We start from the raw sequence: 16,819 nt of genomic DNA on the forward strand, positions 1-16,819 counted from the left end.
CATAACCGCCGGATTCGTAGTAAAGCAGCTTACCATTCCGTGATCCTAACCTGCGGAAGAAGTCGATCAATCGTTTCCCGCACAGCCAAATCGTCCGAGAACGCCGTCGCGCTTCCCGAGGCGACCCCTGTCCGGAATGCCTCGATCGGATCCTTGCCCATCGCAAGCGTACCGACGAATCCGGCAATCATCGAATCGCCGGCCCCAACAGAATTACGGACTGTACCTGACGGTACATTGGCATGATATACCCGATCAGTCGTGATAAACAGCGCCCCTTCGCCTGCCATGGAGATAAGGACATGCTGCGCTCCTTCCTCAAGCAGCTTTCGGCCATACTCCACAAGCTTCTCGCTTGAGTCGATAACAACGCCGAATAACTCGGCCAGTTCGTGATGATTCGGCTTCACGAGGAGCGGCTTCCAAGCCAAAGCCTTCATCAGCGCCTCGCCGGTGGTGTCCATCACGAATTCGGCGCCGCTCTTCCGGCACGCTTCGATAAGACGGCCATAGAAGTCAGGACCCAGCGAAGGCGGAACGCTGCCGGACAACACAACGATATCCCCTGCTTGAAGCTGTGACAGCTTATGAAGCAGCTCCCTTGTCTCTTCCTCATGGATGATAGGACCCAGGCCGTTGATCTCGGTCTCGTCGCCATGCTTAAGTTTGACGTTGATGCGAGTATCGTCCGCGATATTTACGAAATCAGTCCGAATTCCTTCCTTGCCCAGCATCTCGTCTATATAACAGCCGGTGAATCCGCCCAGGAAACCGATGGCCGTATTATCAGCTCCAAGCTGGTTCAGCACCCGCGATACATTAATTCCTTTCCCCCCCGGAAACTTCATGTCCCGGCTCATTCTGTTCAATCCGCCAAGCTCGATATGCTCAACTTCCACGATGTAATCAATGGAAGGATTCAGTGTTACCGTATATATCATCATGATCCCTCAATTATTTTGGTTTTCTGTGAAATGGCCTTCTTCCATGATGCCGGCAAGGGCTCTGTAATTAGCGTCGCTTCGTTCAGATCCAGCAATTTAGCGAAGGAAACCTCACCTATTTTGCTGGAATCCGCAAGGACATAACTGGAGGCGGACAGCTGGTGGGCTCGCCGCTTAATCAAGGCTTCTTCCGGATCCGGCGTGGTGTAGCCCATTTCTACATCCACACCGTTCGTGCCCAAAAAGCAACGGTCAAAACGGAAGTTGTCCATATTTTGCAGCGCAATGCTTCCGATGACAGCTTTGGTATGAATTTTCATCATGCCGCCCAGTAGATAGCTTTTGATTCGCTTGCTTACCAGCGCTTCAATGTGGGATAAACCGTTTGTAACAACCGTGACGTCCTTCGCGTCGATGAACGGTATCATCGCCAGCGTGGTCGTTCCCGCATCGAGGTAAATGCTTTCTCCATCCTCTACCTGTGCGGCCGCTAAACGAGCAACGCCATTTTTTTGTTGAATGTTTTTGAACGTTTTTTCCTCAATTCCAGGTTCCTGTATCTTAGGACTCGGCAGAGCCGCTCCGCCATGAATGCGCTTTAATAATTGACGTTCTTCAAGATCGATCAAATCACGCCTTACTGTTGATTCCGAAGCTTCAAGGAGTTCAACCAATTCCTGCAGCTTCACGACGCCGCGTTCTTGCAAGCGCTCTAGAATGATTCGGTATCTTTCTTCCGTCAGCATAATGAATCCCCTCCTCATTGCATATAGTACCATAACTATCTCGAAAAACAATCTAAAACTTTCAAAAACATTCATAATCATTCAGGTGATCCGAGAATCATTTACCATATCGAATCATTTCCATTCGCCATTTTTTGCTTGTTCATGACAGTTTACCCATTATCAAGCCGGCAAGTGTCGAAACATCACATAAACGTTTGTAACCTGCAGCCTCTACACTATATACTGGTAAATAGGAAACTCTCACAGTATAGAAGAGGTGACATGAATGGACCAATTGAAAGAAGCCTATGAGCGAATGGGTCTACCGGAGGATGCAACCAAGGAACAGCTCGACGACCGGTATACGCTGCTCATGCGCCAAACCCGCTCACATCAAAGGCGGGAGCCGGACCGGGCGGAGGAGTTCGAAGCCGAGTTTGCCGAAATCACCAAGGCCTATAAATTCATCCTTGAAGAAAAGAACCGTAAAGCTTTGGAAGAGATGAATCAGAAACGGTACGGCAAATATAAAAGGTTTGCCGGGACAGCGGAGAAAACCGATCATTTCTTCCGTTATTATAAATTTCATGTGCTCGGCGGTATTGCTCTAGTCGGCGTACTCATTTATATCGTGATCAGCATGTTCAATCATCAGGCCGAGAAAGAACGGTTAGCCAATCTGCCCCCGGTTGATCTGGAAGTCATGTTCCTCGGATCTTATATGAATCAGGATGGAGGACAAGACCTCAAACCGATCGAAGACGCAATTCTGGCGCAATTTCCCGATTGGAAACGCGTAACCGTTAACATTAACTATGTACCGCCTCTGGATTCCAACAATCCGCAGGATGCAGCCATGCTGCAAAAGGCACTGCTTGTACTGTCCACCGAGCGCCCGGACCTGTACATTATGGATCAGACTGCCTTTGATTGGGTGGGCAATCAAGGGATGGTACGTCCGCTCGAAGCGGAGGTTGAAGGCGAACTGAAGGAACTGCTCACGCCGGAGATGCTGATAAAGGGGAAAAATGAGGAAGACGGTTCGGAGCATGTGTATGCCGTTGATATTATGGGCAGCCCGCTTGGCGAAGAACTGCCTGTCCTTAAGAAAGAAATGTTTGCGGGCATTCGTGAAGGCACGGAACGTGACGCAAATGCATTGCGCTTCATTAAGCAATATTTGGAGACGTCCAAGCAACAATAGATGCTCCCATCCGATATGAACAACAAAAACAGCCTCGCTGCTTAGCCTTATGGCCAAACAGCCGAGGCTGTTTTTATGCGCATTATTGATTAACGATCGAGCTCAAGGATGTAAAGGCATGCGTGGCAAATCCTTCGGAAGGTTCACGGTGAGGGTTATTGACGCGGAAAATATACCCCTGACCGTCAATCTCATCCACAATGTACATCTTGGTCAGGCTCTCACCTTCGCCTATCATGTACACGGACGCCTCCTCCATGCCCTTATGCTTCTCATTGTCGCCAGCCTCACGAACTTTACCCACCTCGGCAAGCTCTTTCTCCGCTTCCCGCTTGAGTTCATCCTCGTTATAATCCGAAGGCAGCTTCGTTATCTCGACATAATAATCTGGATCCACATTCATGGTCAGTTTGTTGGTCTTTGCATCAAAGGAAAAGATATCAAATATATACAGCGCGTAGCCATCACCCTTGGCCAGTTTAGCTGTTTTGGTCTCTTTCATGCCCTCCAGCTCAAGTTCAAAATCCTGGGTTGCTGGCAGCTGCGCGTTCTCTGAACCCGTGCCCCCGCCTCCCTCTACCACCGTCAGCTTGGTGAGGATCAGTTGTTTCAATTCCTCTTCGCCCTCAATGGGCTGCTCCCAATACTCATACGAGACGGACTCATCTCCCTGAAGCTTGGATATCACTTGGTCCATACCAGCGCCCAGACGGAACGCGGTAGGGCCATCTGCTGTTTCAATTTCAACGGAATTGTTATCAATTTGACCTACATAGGTACCAGTTCCCTGCTTAATCTCGTACTTCGGCTCTTCGACGGGTTCAACCGGTTCCTTGACATTATCCTCTATTGGATTCGGATTAGCCGGCGGCTGAGAAGTTGGGTCTTCACCTCCGCATGCCGTTATCGCCATCAGCAGCATTGCAGCGGTCGTTAATGCGATCATTTTGCTCAAATGCCTTCGCTTAGCCATAAAACCACCTCCATTATGATTAACGGGAAACTTATGGAATATGTTGCACAATCATCGCCTTTTTGGCTTATGCTCACAGTACCCGCCCCAAAACGACAAGAGCATTCCCTTTTCCCATCAAACAAGGTATTCTAGTAATACAAGATTCAATTAGTTGATAAAGGGAGATGTTCATGTCTGGTAAAATTAGAATTTTTGCTGACAGTACTTGCGACTTACCACCTTCATGGATAGAAGAATATAATATCGGCATCGTTCCGCTTTACGTCGTATTCGGAGAACAATCCTTGCGCGACGGAGTCGACATTACGCCGGAACAGCTATACGCCAAAGTCGACCAGATCGGCAGCCTGCCCAAAACAGCGGCACCTTCTCCGTCTGACTTCATTGCGGCCTTCACGCCTTCCATTGAACAAGGCGAGGATATCCTGTTCCTCAGCATTTCTTCAGAGCTTTCTTCCACCTACCAAAATGCGTTGATCGCCGCAGGTGAGCTGCCCGAGGGCCGGGTTGCCGTGTTTGATTCACGCAATCTTTCCTCCGGCATCGGACTGCTTGTCATGAAGGCTGTTCACGCGGCCAATGAAGGTTTATCCATACCGCAAATTGTGGAGCTATTAAGCCGTACGGTAAATGAAGTGGAGTGCGAATTCGTTGTCGATACGCTGGATTACTTGTATAAAGGCGGACGCTGTTCCGGCATGCAAAACATCATCGGCAGCCTGCTGAAAATCCGCCCCGTTATCAAAGTCGTGGACGGCGGCATGATCCCCGCTTACAAGGTACGCGGCAAAAAAGAGAAGGCACTGGAGCAGATGATCCAAAATGCGCTGGCTCAAGTGGACAAAATGGACAATGATCTGATTGTTGTTGTACATACCATGGCCGAAGAGGAAGCCCGCTTCCTGCAGAAGCAGCTGCAGGAGAAAACAGGCGCACGGCAGGTTAGCATTTCTACGGCGGGTTGCGTCATTTGCAGCCACTGCGGTCCTCAAACCGTCGGTCTCATGTATACCAAGAGGCCTTCATAATATTTATCATCCGAAAAAGACAGTCCTGCTTTATAACGCTCTGCTGCAGGACTGTTTTTTCTGTAGTCAGGCCTGCCTATCGGGCACTTAGTGCCTTATTAAACGGGCTGCCTATTGGCTAAACATGTCATCCTAGACTAAAGTCTAGGATAAACATTCCCCGAAGGACCGAGGACATCCCCATCCATAACATGGTATTCTTGGATTAATCAATCTACAAAAGGAAAGGAACGAAGTTTGTATGACAAAACGTACAATCTTGGCACCGCTGCTCATCCTGCTCGGCGCATACTTGCTCTTAAACCAAGGCGGATCGGTAGGCGCCGGTTCCATCTTCGCCACATTCTGGCCTACCTTGTTCGTGATCCCGTTAGGCCTGTTTTTTCACTGGATGTACTTCTCGCTGGTTGGACGACAGGGTATCGGACTGTTGATACCGGGCGGCATTCTGCTCACAGCTGGTATTGTCAGCCAAATCGCTTCCTTGTTTGACTCGTGGGGTTCCATGTGGCCCGGCTTTATTCTGGCTGTTGCGGCAGGGCTGTTCGAGTTCTACTGGTTCGGATCGCGTAACAAGTGGCTGCTCATCCCAATTAACATTCTAACCGTATTGTCGCTGCTGTTCTTCGTGGTATTCTCAATCGTACCCGTGCTGAATTACCTGTCCGTCGTGCAGCCTGTCATCGCCGTGCTGCTTGTGCTTGGCGGAGCTTGGCTGATGCTCGGACGGAAGAGACACGGTTAAGCATCCGCTGCGCTAAACTGTTAACAACGCATAAAGGCACTCCGAAGGTTGGTTAACCTTCGGAGTGCCTTTATTATGCTATGGATGCCCTGCGTAAGCATCAAGAAGAGGCAGCAGCAGCTAAGGTTTCACTGCTGTGAAACAGATGATGAACGCTGCGGATATAACGGACGGTTCTCGTGCCGGAGTACATCATGACGGAATGCGTTTCGGCCCGCTGACCTGGCATATACTTCACGCCGCGCAGGAAATCGCCAGCTGTCACGCCGGTAGCCACGAATAATACGCCTTCTCGCCCTACCATATCCTCCATCGTCAGCAGCTGCTCCGGATGTTTCAGCCCCATGTCCTGGCATCTAATAAAATCCTCCGGTGTCTCCGGTATAAGCCGTCCCTGAATTTCTCCGCCCAGGCATTTCAAAGCGGCGGCAGCGAGAACGCCTTCCGGAGCCCCTCCGGAGCCCACATAGAGATCGACTTCACTGTCGGTGCAGGTCTCGATCGCTCCCATGACATCTCCGTGACTCAACAATTTAATCCTTACCCCGGACTCTCGCAAAGCCTTGATCATCGCGCTGTGTCGCTCACGATCGAGAATGGATACCGTCATCTCCGACAGCGGCTTTGATAAGATCTCCGATGCTTTTCGAAGGGTTACCTCAATCGGATCATTCAAACTCAGCTTGCCCGTAAGCTCGGGTCCAACCGCGAGCTTATGCATGTAAATATCGGGTGCATGCAGAAGGGTTCCGCGGGGAGCTGCCGCAATCACGGACAACGCGTTGTTCAGCCCGCTGGCCACCGTTTCCGTTCCTTCGAGCGGATCCACCGCTACGTCCATCTTCGGACCTTTGCGGTTCCCTACGCGCTCTCCAATATACAGCATGGGCGCTTCATCCATCTCACCTTCTCCTATGACAACGACCCCATCCATCGCTGCGGAATCAAAATGCTTGCGCATGGCAACCGTCGCGGCTTCATCAGCACTGTTCTTGTCACCTCTTCCTGTCCACCGGGCGGATTGCAGCGCCGCTTCCTCTGTCACTCTTACAAGCTCCAATGCTAATGAACTCTCCATGAATGAATCCCTCCTTTTAGCTTTTTTCATTACCGATGCAGCTTATTTCAAATAATTCGTAATCAGTCCTGCGGTTTCCTCAATCGCCTTGTCAGTAACATCGATGACGGGACATCCGAGCTCCGCATACAACGACAACGCATAATCCAGTTCTTCTTGTATCCGCTCAAGGGATGCATATTGCACCTGGTGCGGCAATCCCATGACCTTTAAGCGCTCGCTGCGGATTTTAAGCAGATGCTTCGGTTCGATCGTAAGTCCGATAATCGTGCCATCCGTTACTTCTCTAAGCTGTGAAGGGGGCGACATCTCCGGTACGATCGGGAAATTGACCGTTTTGTAGCCTTTATGAGCGAGAAACATCGATAGCGGCGTCTTGGATATTCGGGATACGCCCAGCAATATGATGTCCGCCTTCAAAATGGCGCTAACGTCCTTGCCATCGTCATATTGGACAGCGAATTCCATCGCGTCGACCCTCCGGAAATAGCTGTCGTCCAAGCGATGCAGCAGCCCCGGCAGCCGTTTGGGATAGTCGTTGAACGTATCGGCAAATGCCTGCATCATCGGCCCCATAATATCCACCGTACGAATGTTGAGTCGCACGGCTTCCTCCCGAATTACCTCGCGAAGCTCCGGCTGCACGAGCGTGTAAGCCACAAAGCCTCCGCGCCGCGCCACCTCCTCCATCAATTCGGTCAATTCATCCTCGTCGCGAACGTTCATATAACGTTTAATCTCTGTATTCGGAAGCTCGAACTGGCGTAACGTAGCTTGCACAACCGCTTCAGCCGTCTCCCCAATGGAGTCCGAACAGATTGCTATGAAATGTGTTAATGCCTGATTCATCCGATTCCTCCCATTATTCCTCGGCTACCATGTCGAGCAGCATTTTGATAATATTCGTTTTTGTAATCCGACCCACAACCTTCCAGTGTTCCCCCGGATTCCCCGTGGTGGATGGTACAACAACTGGCAGGCTATCGATTTGATGATTGATGATTTTTCGCGCGGCATCCAGCACCGTATCTTCCGGCTGCACAGTTGTCACGTTAGCCCGGCGGGTCATAATCAGGCTTACCGGCATGGAGGATGCAGTTGGGTTGCCAAGCGTTACCTTAAGCAAATCCTTGCGGGACACAATCCCGGCCAGATGGCCGTCGGCATCGGTAACGATCAGATTCCCCACGTTCTCCAGAAACAAGGATACAACGGCTTCATGAATCGTCGTGGTCTCACGCACAATAACCGGAACACCGTGCAGATCGCCAACCTTCATTTTGAGCAGGCGAAACTTCTCCTCCCGGTCGCGCGTACCCCGCTTTCCCAGGAAGTACCCTACCTTTGGCTTGGCATCAATATAATCCAGAACCACCAGTTTGGATAAATCGGTACGAAGGGTGGCTCGGCTGACATTCAGCATCTCCGCAATCTGATCTCCTGTAATCGGTGCATGTTTTTTTACGATATCGACGATATCTTGCTGCCTTGTCGTCAGTTCGATAGTGATCCCTCCTGCGTGCATTTCCTCTACTTGCCGATATAATACGTCATATATAATATATATGCAACATATTTTCGTCCAAAAATACATAATTAGGTATTAATCATTTTTTTGATGCCCATCAAAAAAAGTTATAAATCCACTAAAAAAGCATGCTTCAGGAAAGTTTCCTCCCCCATAAGCATGCTTTGTGTTTGTATTTACTTTTCATCTAACCATTATCAATTGTTTAATCTTGAGGGTCTGTACCTTTGCATTCTCCTTTACCGCAAAATCCATAAATGATCTTCACTCCGTCGGTTGGAATCGTGTCCACCATTTCATCACATCTGGAGCATATAATCAGGCCCCATTCCTCGTTTGCCTTGCCTTTCGCTGCCTCTGGACTTGTTAACGCTTTCATAACATTTCCTCCTTATGTTTTTTCACTTTGCTGCAAGGCTGTTTACGCTTTGTTATCAAGGGGTAACTCGATTCGCCACATCTTACTGAAGACCAGACCAACCGTTTCGCTAACATACATCCCTTTATTTTCCACTATATTCTTAATGTATTGGGTAAGAAATGAAGATATGAGTAAATTATGATTATGAAACAAAAAACACGTTAAGTAATATTTATGTCATCATGATTCATGTGTGGAGGATAGGGGATACCCTTAATTTGGCATGATATGATAATATATACTTCAGATTTAATGGAAATTGACATTATAGACGGAGGGTTTGGATTGAAGAACACATGGCAGCTCATTAAGAAAGGAAACACCTCATCCGCGATAGCGGCACTGGGCAACACGGGACTGGCCATAATCAAGGGGATTGCGGCGTCTGTTAGCGGCAGCGGCACGATGTTTGCCTCCGCCATGCACTCCGTGGCCGATGCCGTAAACCAGGGGTTTGTATTCGTAGGCAGCGTGCTCGCCGAGCGGAAGCCGACCAAGAAGTTCCCCACCGGATTCGGCAGGGTCATAAATCTGGTTTGCATGGTCGCGGTGATCGTGGTTACCATCATGGCCTACGAAACGATACTGAAAGGTTTCAAGCTGTTAAACCATCCGGAAGAAGCCACGAATTTCTGGCTTAATTTTATTGTGCTGGCCATTGCCGTTATCATTGACGGTTCCATACTGGTTAAAGCCATGAAAGAAATTATGAAGGAAACCCGTGTTCAAGCATCCGGCCTTGCCCTGCTGCCCGCCGCTTTCAAAAATGCCGGCCGTGCTGCCCCGCCTACACGGCTTGTGTTCTATGAAGACATCGTGGCTACACTCGGCGCCCTCTTTGCTCTGGTTGCCATTATATTCGCATATTTCTTTAACTTCCTCATCCTGGATGGAATCGCCACAATCCTGATCGGCTGTCTGATGGTAGGCGTTGCCTTTAAGGTCGGATATGACAATATGGTCGGCTTAATCGGAGTCGCCGCTCCGAATGAAGTGGAAGAGAAGATCTCCCAGATCATTCTCGGCGATCCGGATGTCCGCGACATCAATCGTCTTCGCATCCTGCAGGAAGGGCGCAACTATCATGTGGAGGCCTACATTGAACTGAAAAAAGGGATGACCCTGGCCGAAGCAGGCCATTCCAAAATGAGAATCAACGCCCTGCTGACCCAGGATCCGAACATCTCGGATGTGACCTTGGGCATCCTGGAGGACGATGGAATCAAGCTCTGGAATCCGAGCGATCCTATAGATAACTAAAAGAGAAAGAGGCGTACCTCAGAGTCCGAATGGACCTTGGGTACGCCTCTTTTTTCATACGACTCTTACTGATTGCGCTTCAGGAATTCGACCATCCGGGCATAAGCGATTTTTTCGTTGGCCTTCTTCGTAATGCCATGCCCCTCGTCTTCGAAAACAAGATATTCCACGTCACGGCCCTTCGCTCTCAAGGCTTCGACGATTTGGTCAGATTCCTCTTTGACGACACGCGGATCGTTAGCCCCTTGGATGATCAGCATCGGGTTCACCATATCATCCAGGTACGTAATCGGCGAATCCTTGATAAAGCGTTCTTTATCCCGTTCCGGATCGCCTATCCAGCGCTCCATAATCGGCTTCCAGTGCTCCGGTACCGAGTTGTAGAAAGTAAACAGGTTGCTGACCCCGACAATATCAATGGCCGCTTTGAAATACTCCGGATTACGCCCTGCCAGCAGCAGAGTCATATAACCGCCGTAGCTTCCGCCCATCACGAAGAGTTTCTCACGGCTCGATATGCCTTGCTCGAACAGCCAATCCATACCTGCCAAGCAGTCCTTACGCGGTCCCTCGCCCCAATCCTGCTCCACCAATTTCACGAAGGAGCTGCCGTAACCCGTGCTTCCCCGGAAGTTCGGGCAGAAGATGTGATACCCTTTGGCCAGGATATACTGGAACATCGAACGGAACTGCTTGCGTTCCGAGGCTTGCGGGCCGCCATGCGGCCAAAATACCGTATAACCGTTCGCCACGTGGTCTTTGGCACGGAACAGGAGGGCTTCGATCTCCATGCCGTCAAAAGAGGGATACGTTACGACCTCAGGCGTCACCATGTCCTCGTCGGTTAATCCGGTCAGGACATTCTTCGTGATCATGCTCCATGCGCCATTCGCATACCGGTAAATGTTAAGCGGCTTCACGGCTCCGCGGGCCAGCAGGTACAGATTGCCGGATTTCGTCACGTTCAGCTGCTCCACGATGTCCGATGGAAGAGGAATGGCGGTTAACTCACCACTGTCTAGCGAATAGGCATACAGTCGATCCTCCACCCCTTTTTCCGTGACGATGTAAAGCGTCCGTGAATCCTTATGATAGCGCAAGAGCTGGATGCTCTCCCGGTCAATGCGGCACAGCGGTTCAAACTTCTGCTGAGCAATGTCGTAAGTGGCTACATATGAAAATTCCGATTCGTAATCCGTTGCAAATATGACCTGGTCATTGCTGGCGAACAGTACATCGCCTGAGATATGCACCTGTTCAGGGGAAGGCGTCAAGCACAACGGCTCTTGGCCTTCACGCTTCACGTAACTGACATAGTAGGTGTTGGCATACATTTGGGTATACGCGATGGTTTTCTCGTCAGGACTGACAGCACACATTTCGGTTGACGTAACCTGGCCTTCAAGCAGCAGCTGATCCTTTTTGGTATCCAGATGGTATACACGTGAGTTCAGAAAGGATGGATTGTCTTTCGACGTAACGTAATATAAGCGCTTGCCGTCCTCTGACAGATGAACGAAATAATGTTTGTCATCCGCATCAGCCCCTTCGAACAAAGGCATCGGTTCGCCACCATTCCAAGGCAGCGCATGAAACTGATAATTCTCATTCCCGTCACGGTCAAACGCCGTTAAGATATGTCGCCCTTCCGGGTCCAGCTTGATAAAGCTTGCGATCTGATCATTGTATGTAAGCGGATAAGGGTAGGACGTCTCTCCTTCTAACTCCATGGCCCATAAATTAAACTTGCCGTTCAGGCTGCTGCTGAACACGAGCCGTGACTCGTCTGCGCTGATTCCGAAGGTACGAATGCCATACGTTTGAAAAAATTGCTCCACATCGGGTTTAGGAAATTCGATCATTCATTTGCCTCCCTGACCTCATTTTATTATCCATCGGTTAATAAATGGAGAAGTTTGCCAACCACTGGATTAATCCCATTATAACGCAAAGCTTTCTAAGGGGCATCATTACATAGGCTGGCAGATTGCTACGACTGTGGACCGAGATGAGGCACTTTTTGACCTAAGGCTAGCCTGTGCGTTTGCCATCATCCGTTCACGGATTCCCTCTTCAGCCCGCATATCTGCACCAAGATTCCATATAAATGATAAGAACCATGTTTTTAATAACGAAGGGGGGATTCTCGTGCACCAAGACGAGATCGCGGAACTGGAACGTTCCATTGCGGAGATTACCGAGATCGCTACAGGCTTTGGCCTTGATTTTTACCCTATGCGATATGAGATCTGCCCGGCAGACATCATATACACCTTCGGTGCCTACGGCATGCCAACCCGGTTCAGCCACTGGAGCTTCGGAAAAACCTTTAATAAAATGAAGATGCAGTACGACTTCGGCCTTAGCAAAATCTACGAGCTCGTGATCAACTCCAATCCGTGTTATGCGTTTCTCCTGGACGGCAACTCCCTGATTCAGAATAAACTCATAGTCGCCCATGTCCTTGCACACTGCGATTTCTTTAAAAACAACGCCCGCTTCTCCGTCTCCAACCGTAATATGGTCGAGAGCATGTCGGCTACAGCCGAGCGCATCTCCCGTTATGAGATCGAACATGGCACGGAGGCGGTTGAGCAGTTTATTGACGCCGTTCTAGCGATTCAAGAGCATGTGGATCCCCATATCATAAGACCGGATAAACTTGATAAGCAGCGGTACACCGCACGGCGGATGCAGGCGCAGAAGGAGGAATCCAAGCGGCAGAAGCCTCCCGGCCGGTACGACGATTTATGGGATATGGACGAAGACGGTGAAAACAAAGCCGACAAATTGCCGGCGTCACCCAAACGCTTCCCGCCCGAGCCTGAGAAAGACATCATGTGGTTCATTCAGGAGCACTCCGACATTCTGGAGGATTGGCAGCGAGACATTATGAGCATGCTGCGGGAGGAGATGCTGTACTTCTGGCCGCAGATGGAAACCAAAATCATGAACGAGGGCTGGGCTTCGTACTGGCACCAGCGCATTCTGCGGGAGATGGACCTAACCAGCGAGGAAACGGTGGAATTCGCCAAGCTCAACGCCTCGGTCGTGCAGCCGTCGCGCCACAGCCTGAACCCTTATTACCTCGGACTGAAAATCTTCGAGGATATCGAGCGCCGCTGGGATCGGGAGAAGATGTTTGATGTACGCGAATACGATTCCGATATTTCCTTCCTGCGCAATTATTTAACAAAGGAACTCGTGGAGGACCTGGACCTCTATGTCTTCGAGAAAAAAGGCCCAGAGTGGAAAATCACCGACAAGGCATGGGAGAACATCCGCGATCAGCTGGTCGTCTCCCGCGTAAACGGCGGCTCGCCGTTTCTCGTCGTGACCGATGGCGATCATCTCCGTTCCGGCGAGCTGATGATCAAGCATCTGTACGAAGGCATTGAGCTCGACCTGAAGTATATGGAGCGCACCATCCCTTATGTCTACCGGCTCTGGGGCAAACCCGTGCATCTGCACAGCATGATCGAGGGCAAACCGATTCTGTTCTCCTATGACGGCAAGAAGCTCCATCGGCGATTTATTTAACAACGCAATGCTTGAAGGACAATATGGCGCCATATAACAAACAGCACCCGCACATGAGGGAATTCTCCTCAACGCGGGTGCTGCTGTTGTTTACAGATATCCTTAATCTATTCGCTTCTCAGGTCCCTGTTATACGCTTACCTTCTCGGATACGGTTCCCTCTTGGACATCGTGCTTCTGAACATCATATTCATGTTGAAGCGATTCCAAATCATCGGCCAGCTTTTCCATCATTTTCACAAAAGCAGCCAATTCCTGCGAGCTTGCCGCCTGATTACGTGCGTTCATCGACGTTTTTTCCGATTCCTGCTCCACAAGACCCAGCTTGCGAATAATGCCGCTAACCTTGTCCTGAATCTCATCCATCGCCTTCTTGGAGTTGGTGGCCAGCTTTCGGACTTCCCCGGCAACCACCTCGAAGCCTCTGCCTAATTCCCCGGCATGAGCAGCCTCAATTGCCGCATTCAGACCGAGCAAGTGGCTCTGATCCGAGATTTCCCTGATCAAGCTGCCCATCTGCTCAATATGCAGAATTTCCTCGCCCAGCTCGGAAGTCAGAGTATGCGCTTTATCCTGTGCCTCTGCTGTTTTGATTGCATTGTCAGCCATTAACGCCGCGCTTTGATCCAGCTCCACGATCATGGCAGTCAATTCTTGAACTGCATTTGTAATCGCTTCCAACATTCTTTGTTGATCCGATACCAAGTTGCTGATCTTCTCTTTCTCTTTCATTTCGTAAGCTTCCAGGACGAGCTGGGAGTCTAAATTAAACATCTTGCTCAGCGCATGCACCACTTGGATCCACTGATCCGGTACGATTTGCTTCAGTAAATCGGTGGCGATGTCCAGATAAACCATGTAACTTCCAAGGTAATAGTCTGTTTTCAGGCCGATTCTGGAGTGAACTTGTCCGATCTTAATCCGTTCGGCAATATAAGCATCATCCACTCTCCCTGCCGCAAGTGACATCCAATATACCCGCTGAGTCTCCTTAAGCCGTTCCACGGTCGAGGTACGCTCGATAATCTGCATCAGCTGCGGCTGCGTCCCGATCTGCGCGTAAAACCGGTTAACGACCTCTTCAACCACCTTCGCAAACACATCACGATGTTTAGCCAGCAGTTCCAACCCTTGTTCATCCAATCCGATATACTCCAACTGTTGGCGTCTTTTCGGGGAAACATCAATCATTTCGAAAAATCCACTCCTAAATAACGTGATCCATATCACAGGTTCAAGTACTTAGGGTCCATTATAGACTATATTTACCACCTAGACATAATGCTAAAGTCCTAATTATGTGTATATTTGCACCTCCTAACCGGGCTATTTCATCCCGAAGCATGAGAAACCACCCTAACTTCTTGGGTGGCTTCTCATAGCATTCCATTATTCTATCCGGTATTACCGATTCAATAGACTGCCCACATAACGCAGCAGCTCGTTCGCACATACCGGGCAATATCCATGCTCCTCGATCAGTCTGGAGCTAACCTCGTTGATCCGTTTCAACTGCACGGCATCCGGCGTTTTGGTCGAGGTTGTAATCTTGACGATATCCTTCAGGTCAGTGAACAGCTTCTTCTCAATCGCCTCGCGCAGGCGCTCATGATTGTGATACTCGAACTTTTTACCCTTCCGGGAATAAGCCGAGATGCGAATCATGATCTCTTCCCGAAAAGCCTTCTTCGCGTTTTCCGAGACGCCGATCTGCTCCTCGATCGAACGCATCAATCTTTCGTCCGGATCCATCTCTTCATCCGTTAACGGATCGCGAATTTTCGTCCAGTTGCAGAATGCTTCGATGTTATCCAAATAATTCTCGAACAGCGTCTTGGCAGACTCCTCGAAGGAATACACAAAGGCCTTCTGGACTTCCTTCTTCGCCAGATCATCATACTCCTTGCGTGCGGCGGCAATAAAATTCAGATAGCGCTCCCGCTCCTCCTTGGCAATCGAAGCATGCTGATCCAGCCCATCCTTGATCGCCCGCAGCATATCCAGCGCGTTAATGCACTGAAGATCCTGCTTAATCAAAGCACTGGATATCCGGTTAATGACATATCGCGGATCAATCCCGGACATGCCTTCTTCCAAATATTCATTCTGCATCTCTTTCAGGTCCGCTTCTTTATACCCTTCGACTTCCACCCCATCGTACATCCGCATCTTCTTGATCAGATCCATCCCTTGCTTCTTCGTTTCCTTCAGACGCGTCAAAACGGAGAATATCGCGGCAGAACGAAGCGCGTGCGGCGCGATGTGAATATGCTTCATATCGCTTTGGCCGATCAGCTTCGAGTAGATCTTCTCCTCGTCGCTAACTCTCAGGTTATACGGAATCGGCATGACAATCATCCGCGATTGCAGCGCCTCATTTTTCTTATTCGCGATAAATGCTTTATACTCGGATTCGTTGGTGTGGGCCACAATCAGCTCATCGGCGCTAATTAGCGCAAACCGGCCCGCTTTAAAGTTCCCTTCCTGGGTCAGGGAGAGCAAATTCCACAGAAATTTCTCGTCGCATTTCAGCATCTCCTGGAATTCCATCAAACCGCGGTTCGCTTTGTTTAACTCGCCGTCAAAACGATAGGCCCGCGGATCCGATTCCGAGCCGTATTCCGTGATGGTGGAGAAATCGATGCTGCCGGTTAAATCGGCAATATCCTGCGACTTGGGATCGGACGGGCTGAATGTGCCGATGCCGACGCGGTTCTCCTCGGAGATTAACACCCGCTCGACTTCAACCTGTTCGATATCTCCGCCGTATTCGGTCTTGAGGCGAAGCTGGCAGGCCGGGCACAAATTGCCCTCGATCCGGACGCCAAGCTCCTTCTCGATTTCGGGTCTTAGCTCCAGTGGAATCAGATGCAGCGGCTCCTCCTGCATCGGGCAGCCGGATATCGCATATATAGCCCCCCGATCGGTACGGGAATGCTTCTCCAGGCCGCGCTTCAGCAGCGTGACCAGCGTGGATTTCCCGCCGCTGACGGGCCCCATAAGCAGCAGTATGCGTTTGCGTACATCCAGTCTGCGGGCCGCGGAATGGAAATATTCCTCAACGAGTTTCTCAACAGCTCGGTCGAGACCGAAGATTTCCTGTTCAAAAAACTTATATTTTTTCTGACCCCCGCTCTCTTCGAAACCGTAGGATTCGATCATGTCATATACACGGGCATGTGCCGTCATGGCTGGAGAGGGATCCTTCTTAAGTATTTCAATGTATTCCCTGAATGTGCCGCTCCACGCCAAACGGTCGCCTTCTGCCCGATATGATGCTATGCGTTCGAAAATATCCATTTCGCTACCTCCTATGAGTCTGTTTATGGGGATTGGCTTCCATTCCACAGCGTCATTAGAAAACATT

Annotated in this window: 15 protein-coding genes; 5 read left to right on the plus strand and 10 right to left on the minus strand. The window is 50.0% G+C overall.

What is annotated here, in order from left to right:
* Positions 1-29: 29 nt before the first annotated feature.
* Both pfkB and NYE54_RS26630 read right to left on the minus strand, forming a co-directional pair.
* Complete coding sequence (gene pfkB, locus NYE54_RS26625) at positions 30-941, minus strand: 1-phosphofructokinase (RefSeq protein WP_339267419.1); 912 nt, start codon at positions 939-941, stop codon at positions 30-32.
* On the minus strand, positions 941-1,690 hold the full coding sequence (locus NYE54_RS26630; protein WP_339267420.1) for a DeoR/GlpR family DNA-binding transcription regulator: 750 nt from the start codon (positions 1,688-1,690) through the stop codon (positions 941-943). The genes pfkB and NYE54_RS26630 overlap by 1 nt, the downstream gene beginning before the upstream one ends.
* Positions 1,691-1,958: 268 nt before the next feature.
* On the opposite strand from NYE54_RS26630, the gene NYE54_RS26635 reads away from it, so the two are divergent.
* Positions 1,959-2,876, plus strand: coding sequence for a J domain-containing protein (locus tag NYE54_RS26635; RefSeq protein ID WP_339267421.1), 918 nt, complete (start codon positions 1,959-1,961; stop codon positions 2,874-2,876).
* A gap of 82 nt (positions 2,877-2,958) precedes the next feature.
* On the opposite strand, the gene NYE54_RS26640 is transcribed toward NYE54_RS26635, so the two are convergent.
* Entirely contained in the window at positions 2,959-3,849 is an 891-nt protein-coding gene (locus tag NYE54_RS26640) for a hypothetical protein (protein ID WP_339267423.1), read from the minus strand.
* A gap of 173 nt (positions 3,850-4,022) precedes the next feature.
* On the opposite strand from NYE54_RS26640, the gene NYE54_RS26645 reads away from it, so the two are divergent.
* Together NYE54_RS26645 and NYE54_RS26650 are read left to right on the plus strand one after the other, a co-directional pair.
* Complete coding sequence (locus tag NYE54_RS26645) at positions 4,023-4,880, plus strand: DegV family protein (protein ID WP_339267425.1); 858 nt, start codon at positions 4,023-4,025, stop codon at positions 4,878-4,880.
* A 241-nt stretch (positions 4,881-5,121) separates the two neighbouring features.
* On the plus strand, positions 5,122-5,625 hold the full coding sequence (locus NYE54_RS26650; RefSeq protein WP_339267426.1) for a hypothetical protein: 504 nt from the start codon (positions 5,122-5,124) through the stop codon (positions 5,623-5,625).
* Positions 5,626-5,725: 100 nt separating this feature from the next.
* Here NYE54_RS26650 and glpX read toward each other — a convergent pair whose 3' ends face one another.
* The 4 genes from glpX to NYE54_RS26670 all read right to left on the minus strand — a co-directional run bounded on the left by glpX (position 5,726) and on the right by NYE54_RS26670 (position 8,610).
* Positions 5,726-6,703 (minus strand): class II fructose-bisphosphatase, encoded by a 978-nt coding sequence (gene glpX, locus NYE54_RS26655; protein WP_339267427.1) that lies wholly within the window; start codon positions 6,701-6,703, stop codon positions 5,726-5,728.
* A gap of 42 nt (positions 6,704-6,745) precedes the next feature.
* Positions 6,746-7,552 carry a pyruvate, water dikinase regulatory protein gene (locus NYE54_RS26660; protein ID WP_339267429.1) on the minus strand — a complete coding sequence of 269 codons (807 nt, stop codon included), beginning with the start codon at positions 7,550-7,552 and terminating at the stop codon, positions 6,746-6,748.
* A 13-nt stretch (positions 7,553-7,565) separates the two neighbouring features.
* Positions 7,566-8,228 carry a helix-turn-helix transcriptional regulator gene (locus NYE54_RS26665; protein WP_009595798.1) on the minus strand — a complete coding sequence of 221 codons (663 nt, stop codon included), beginning with the start codon at positions 8,226-8,228 and terminating at the stop codon, positions 7,566-7,568.
* A 208-nt stretch (positions 8,229-8,436) separates the two neighbouring features.
* Positions 8,437-8,610, minus strand: a complete 174-nt coding sequence (locus tag NYE54_RS26670; RefSeq protein WP_076324443.1) for a GapA-binding peptide SR1P — start codon at positions 8,608-8,610, stop codon at positions 8,437-8,439.
* 327 nt (positions 8,611-8,937) lie between these two features.
* Between NYE54_RS26670 and NYE54_RS26675 the strand changes: the two genes are divergently transcribed.
* Positions 8,938-9,912, plus strand: coding sequence for a cation diffusion facilitator family transporter (locus tag NYE54_RS26675; protein ID WP_339267431.1), 975 nt, complete (start codon positions 8,938-8,940; stop codon positions 9,910-9,912).
* A 65-nt stretch (positions 9,913-9,977) separates the two neighbouring features.
* Here the strand turns inward: NYE54_RS26675 and NYE54_RS26680 are convergent, their stop codons facing one another.
* Complete coding sequence (locus NYE54_RS26680; protein ID WP_339267433.1) at positions 9,978-11,774, minus strand: S9 family peptidase; 1,797 nt, start codon at positions 11,772-11,774, stop codon at positions 9,978-9,980.
* Positions 11,775-12,060: 286 nt separating this feature from the next.
* Here NYE54_RS26680 and NYE54_RS26685 point away from each other — a divergent pair, with 286 nt between their 5' ends.
* Positions 12,061-13,452, plus strand: coding sequence for a SpoVR family protein (locus NYE54_RS26685; RefSeq protein ID WP_339267435.1), 1,392 nt, complete (start codon positions 12,061-12,063; stop codon positions 13,450-13,452).
* 129 nt (positions 13,453-13,581) lie between these two features.
* On the opposite strand, the gene NYE54_RS26690 is transcribed toward NYE54_RS26685, so the two are convergent.
* Entirely contained in the window at positions 13,582-14,643 is a 1,062-nt protein-coding gene (locus tag NYE54_RS26690; RefSeq protein WP_076324447.1) for a globin-coupled sensor protein, read from the minus strand.
* Positions 14,644-14,856: 213 nt separating this feature from the next.
* A complete protein-coding gene (locus tag NYE54_RS26695; protein WP_076324448.1) occupies positions 14,857-16,752 on the minus strand; it encodes a PrkA family serine protein kinase in 1,896 nt (631 codons plus the stop codon).
* Positions 16,753-16,819: the final 67 nt, after the last annotated feature.

Source organism: Paenibacillus sp. FSL K6-1330 (genome assembly GCF_037976825.1).
Classification (GTDB): Bacteria; Bacillota; Bacilli; order Paenibacillales; family Paenibacillaceae; genus Paenibacillus_AQ.

Excerpts from the sequence above, each read along its gene's own strand:
- pfkB (WP_339267419.1), bottom strand. The coding sequence starts at position 941 with ATGATATATACGGTAACACTGAATCCTTCCATTGATTACATCGTGGAA.
- NYE54_RS26630 (WP_339267420.1), bottom strand. The coding sequence starts at position 1,690 with ATGCTGACGGAAGAAAGATACCGAATCATTCTAGAGCGCTTGCAAGAA.
- NYE54_RS26635 (WP_339267421.1), top strand. The coding sequence starts at position 1,959 with ATGGACCAATTGAAAGAAGCCTATGAGCGAATGGGTCTACCGGAGGAT.
- NYE54_RS26640 (WP_339267423.1), bottom strand. The coding sequence starts at position 3,849 with ATGGCTAAGCGAAGGCATTTGAGCAAAATGATCGCATTAACGACCGCT.
- NYE54_RS26645 (WP_339267425.1), top strand. The coding sequence starts at position 4,023 with ATGTCTGGTAAAATTAGAATTTTTGCTGACAGTACTTGCGACTTACCA.
- NYE54_RS26650 (WP_339267426.1), top strand. The coding sequence starts at position 5,122 with ATGACAAAACGTACAATCTTGGCACCGCTGCTCATCCTGCTCGGCGCA.
- glpX (WP_339267427.1), bottom strand. The coding sequence starts at position 6,703 with ATGGAGAGTTCATTAGCATTGGAGCTTGTAAGAGTGACAGAGGAAGCG.
- NYE54_RS26660 (WP_339267429.1), bottom strand. The coding sequence starts at position 7,552 with ATGAATCAGGCATTAACACATTTCATAGCAATCTGTTCGGACTCCATT.
- NYE54_RS26665 (WP_009595798.1), bottom strand. The coding sequence starts at position 8,228 with ATGCACGCAGGAGGGATCACTATCGAACTGACGACAAGGCAGCAAGAT.
- NYE54_RS26670 (WP_076324443.1), bottom strand. The coding sequence starts at position 8,610 with ATGAAAGCGTTAACAAGTCCAGAGGCAGCGAAAGGCAAGGCAAACGAG.
- NYE54_RS26680 (WP_339267433.1), bottom strand. The coding sequence starts at position 11,774 with ATGATCGAATTTCCTAAACCCGATGTGGAGCAATTTTTTCAAACGTAT.
- NYE54_RS26690 (WP_076324447.1), bottom strand. The coding sequence starts at position 14,643 with ATGATTGATGTTTCCCCGAAAAGACGCCAACAGTTGGAGTATATCGGA.
- NYE54_RS26695 (WP_076324448.1), bottom strand. The coding sequence starts at position 16,752 with ATGGATATTTTCGAACGCATAGCATCATATCGGGCAGAAGGCGACCGT.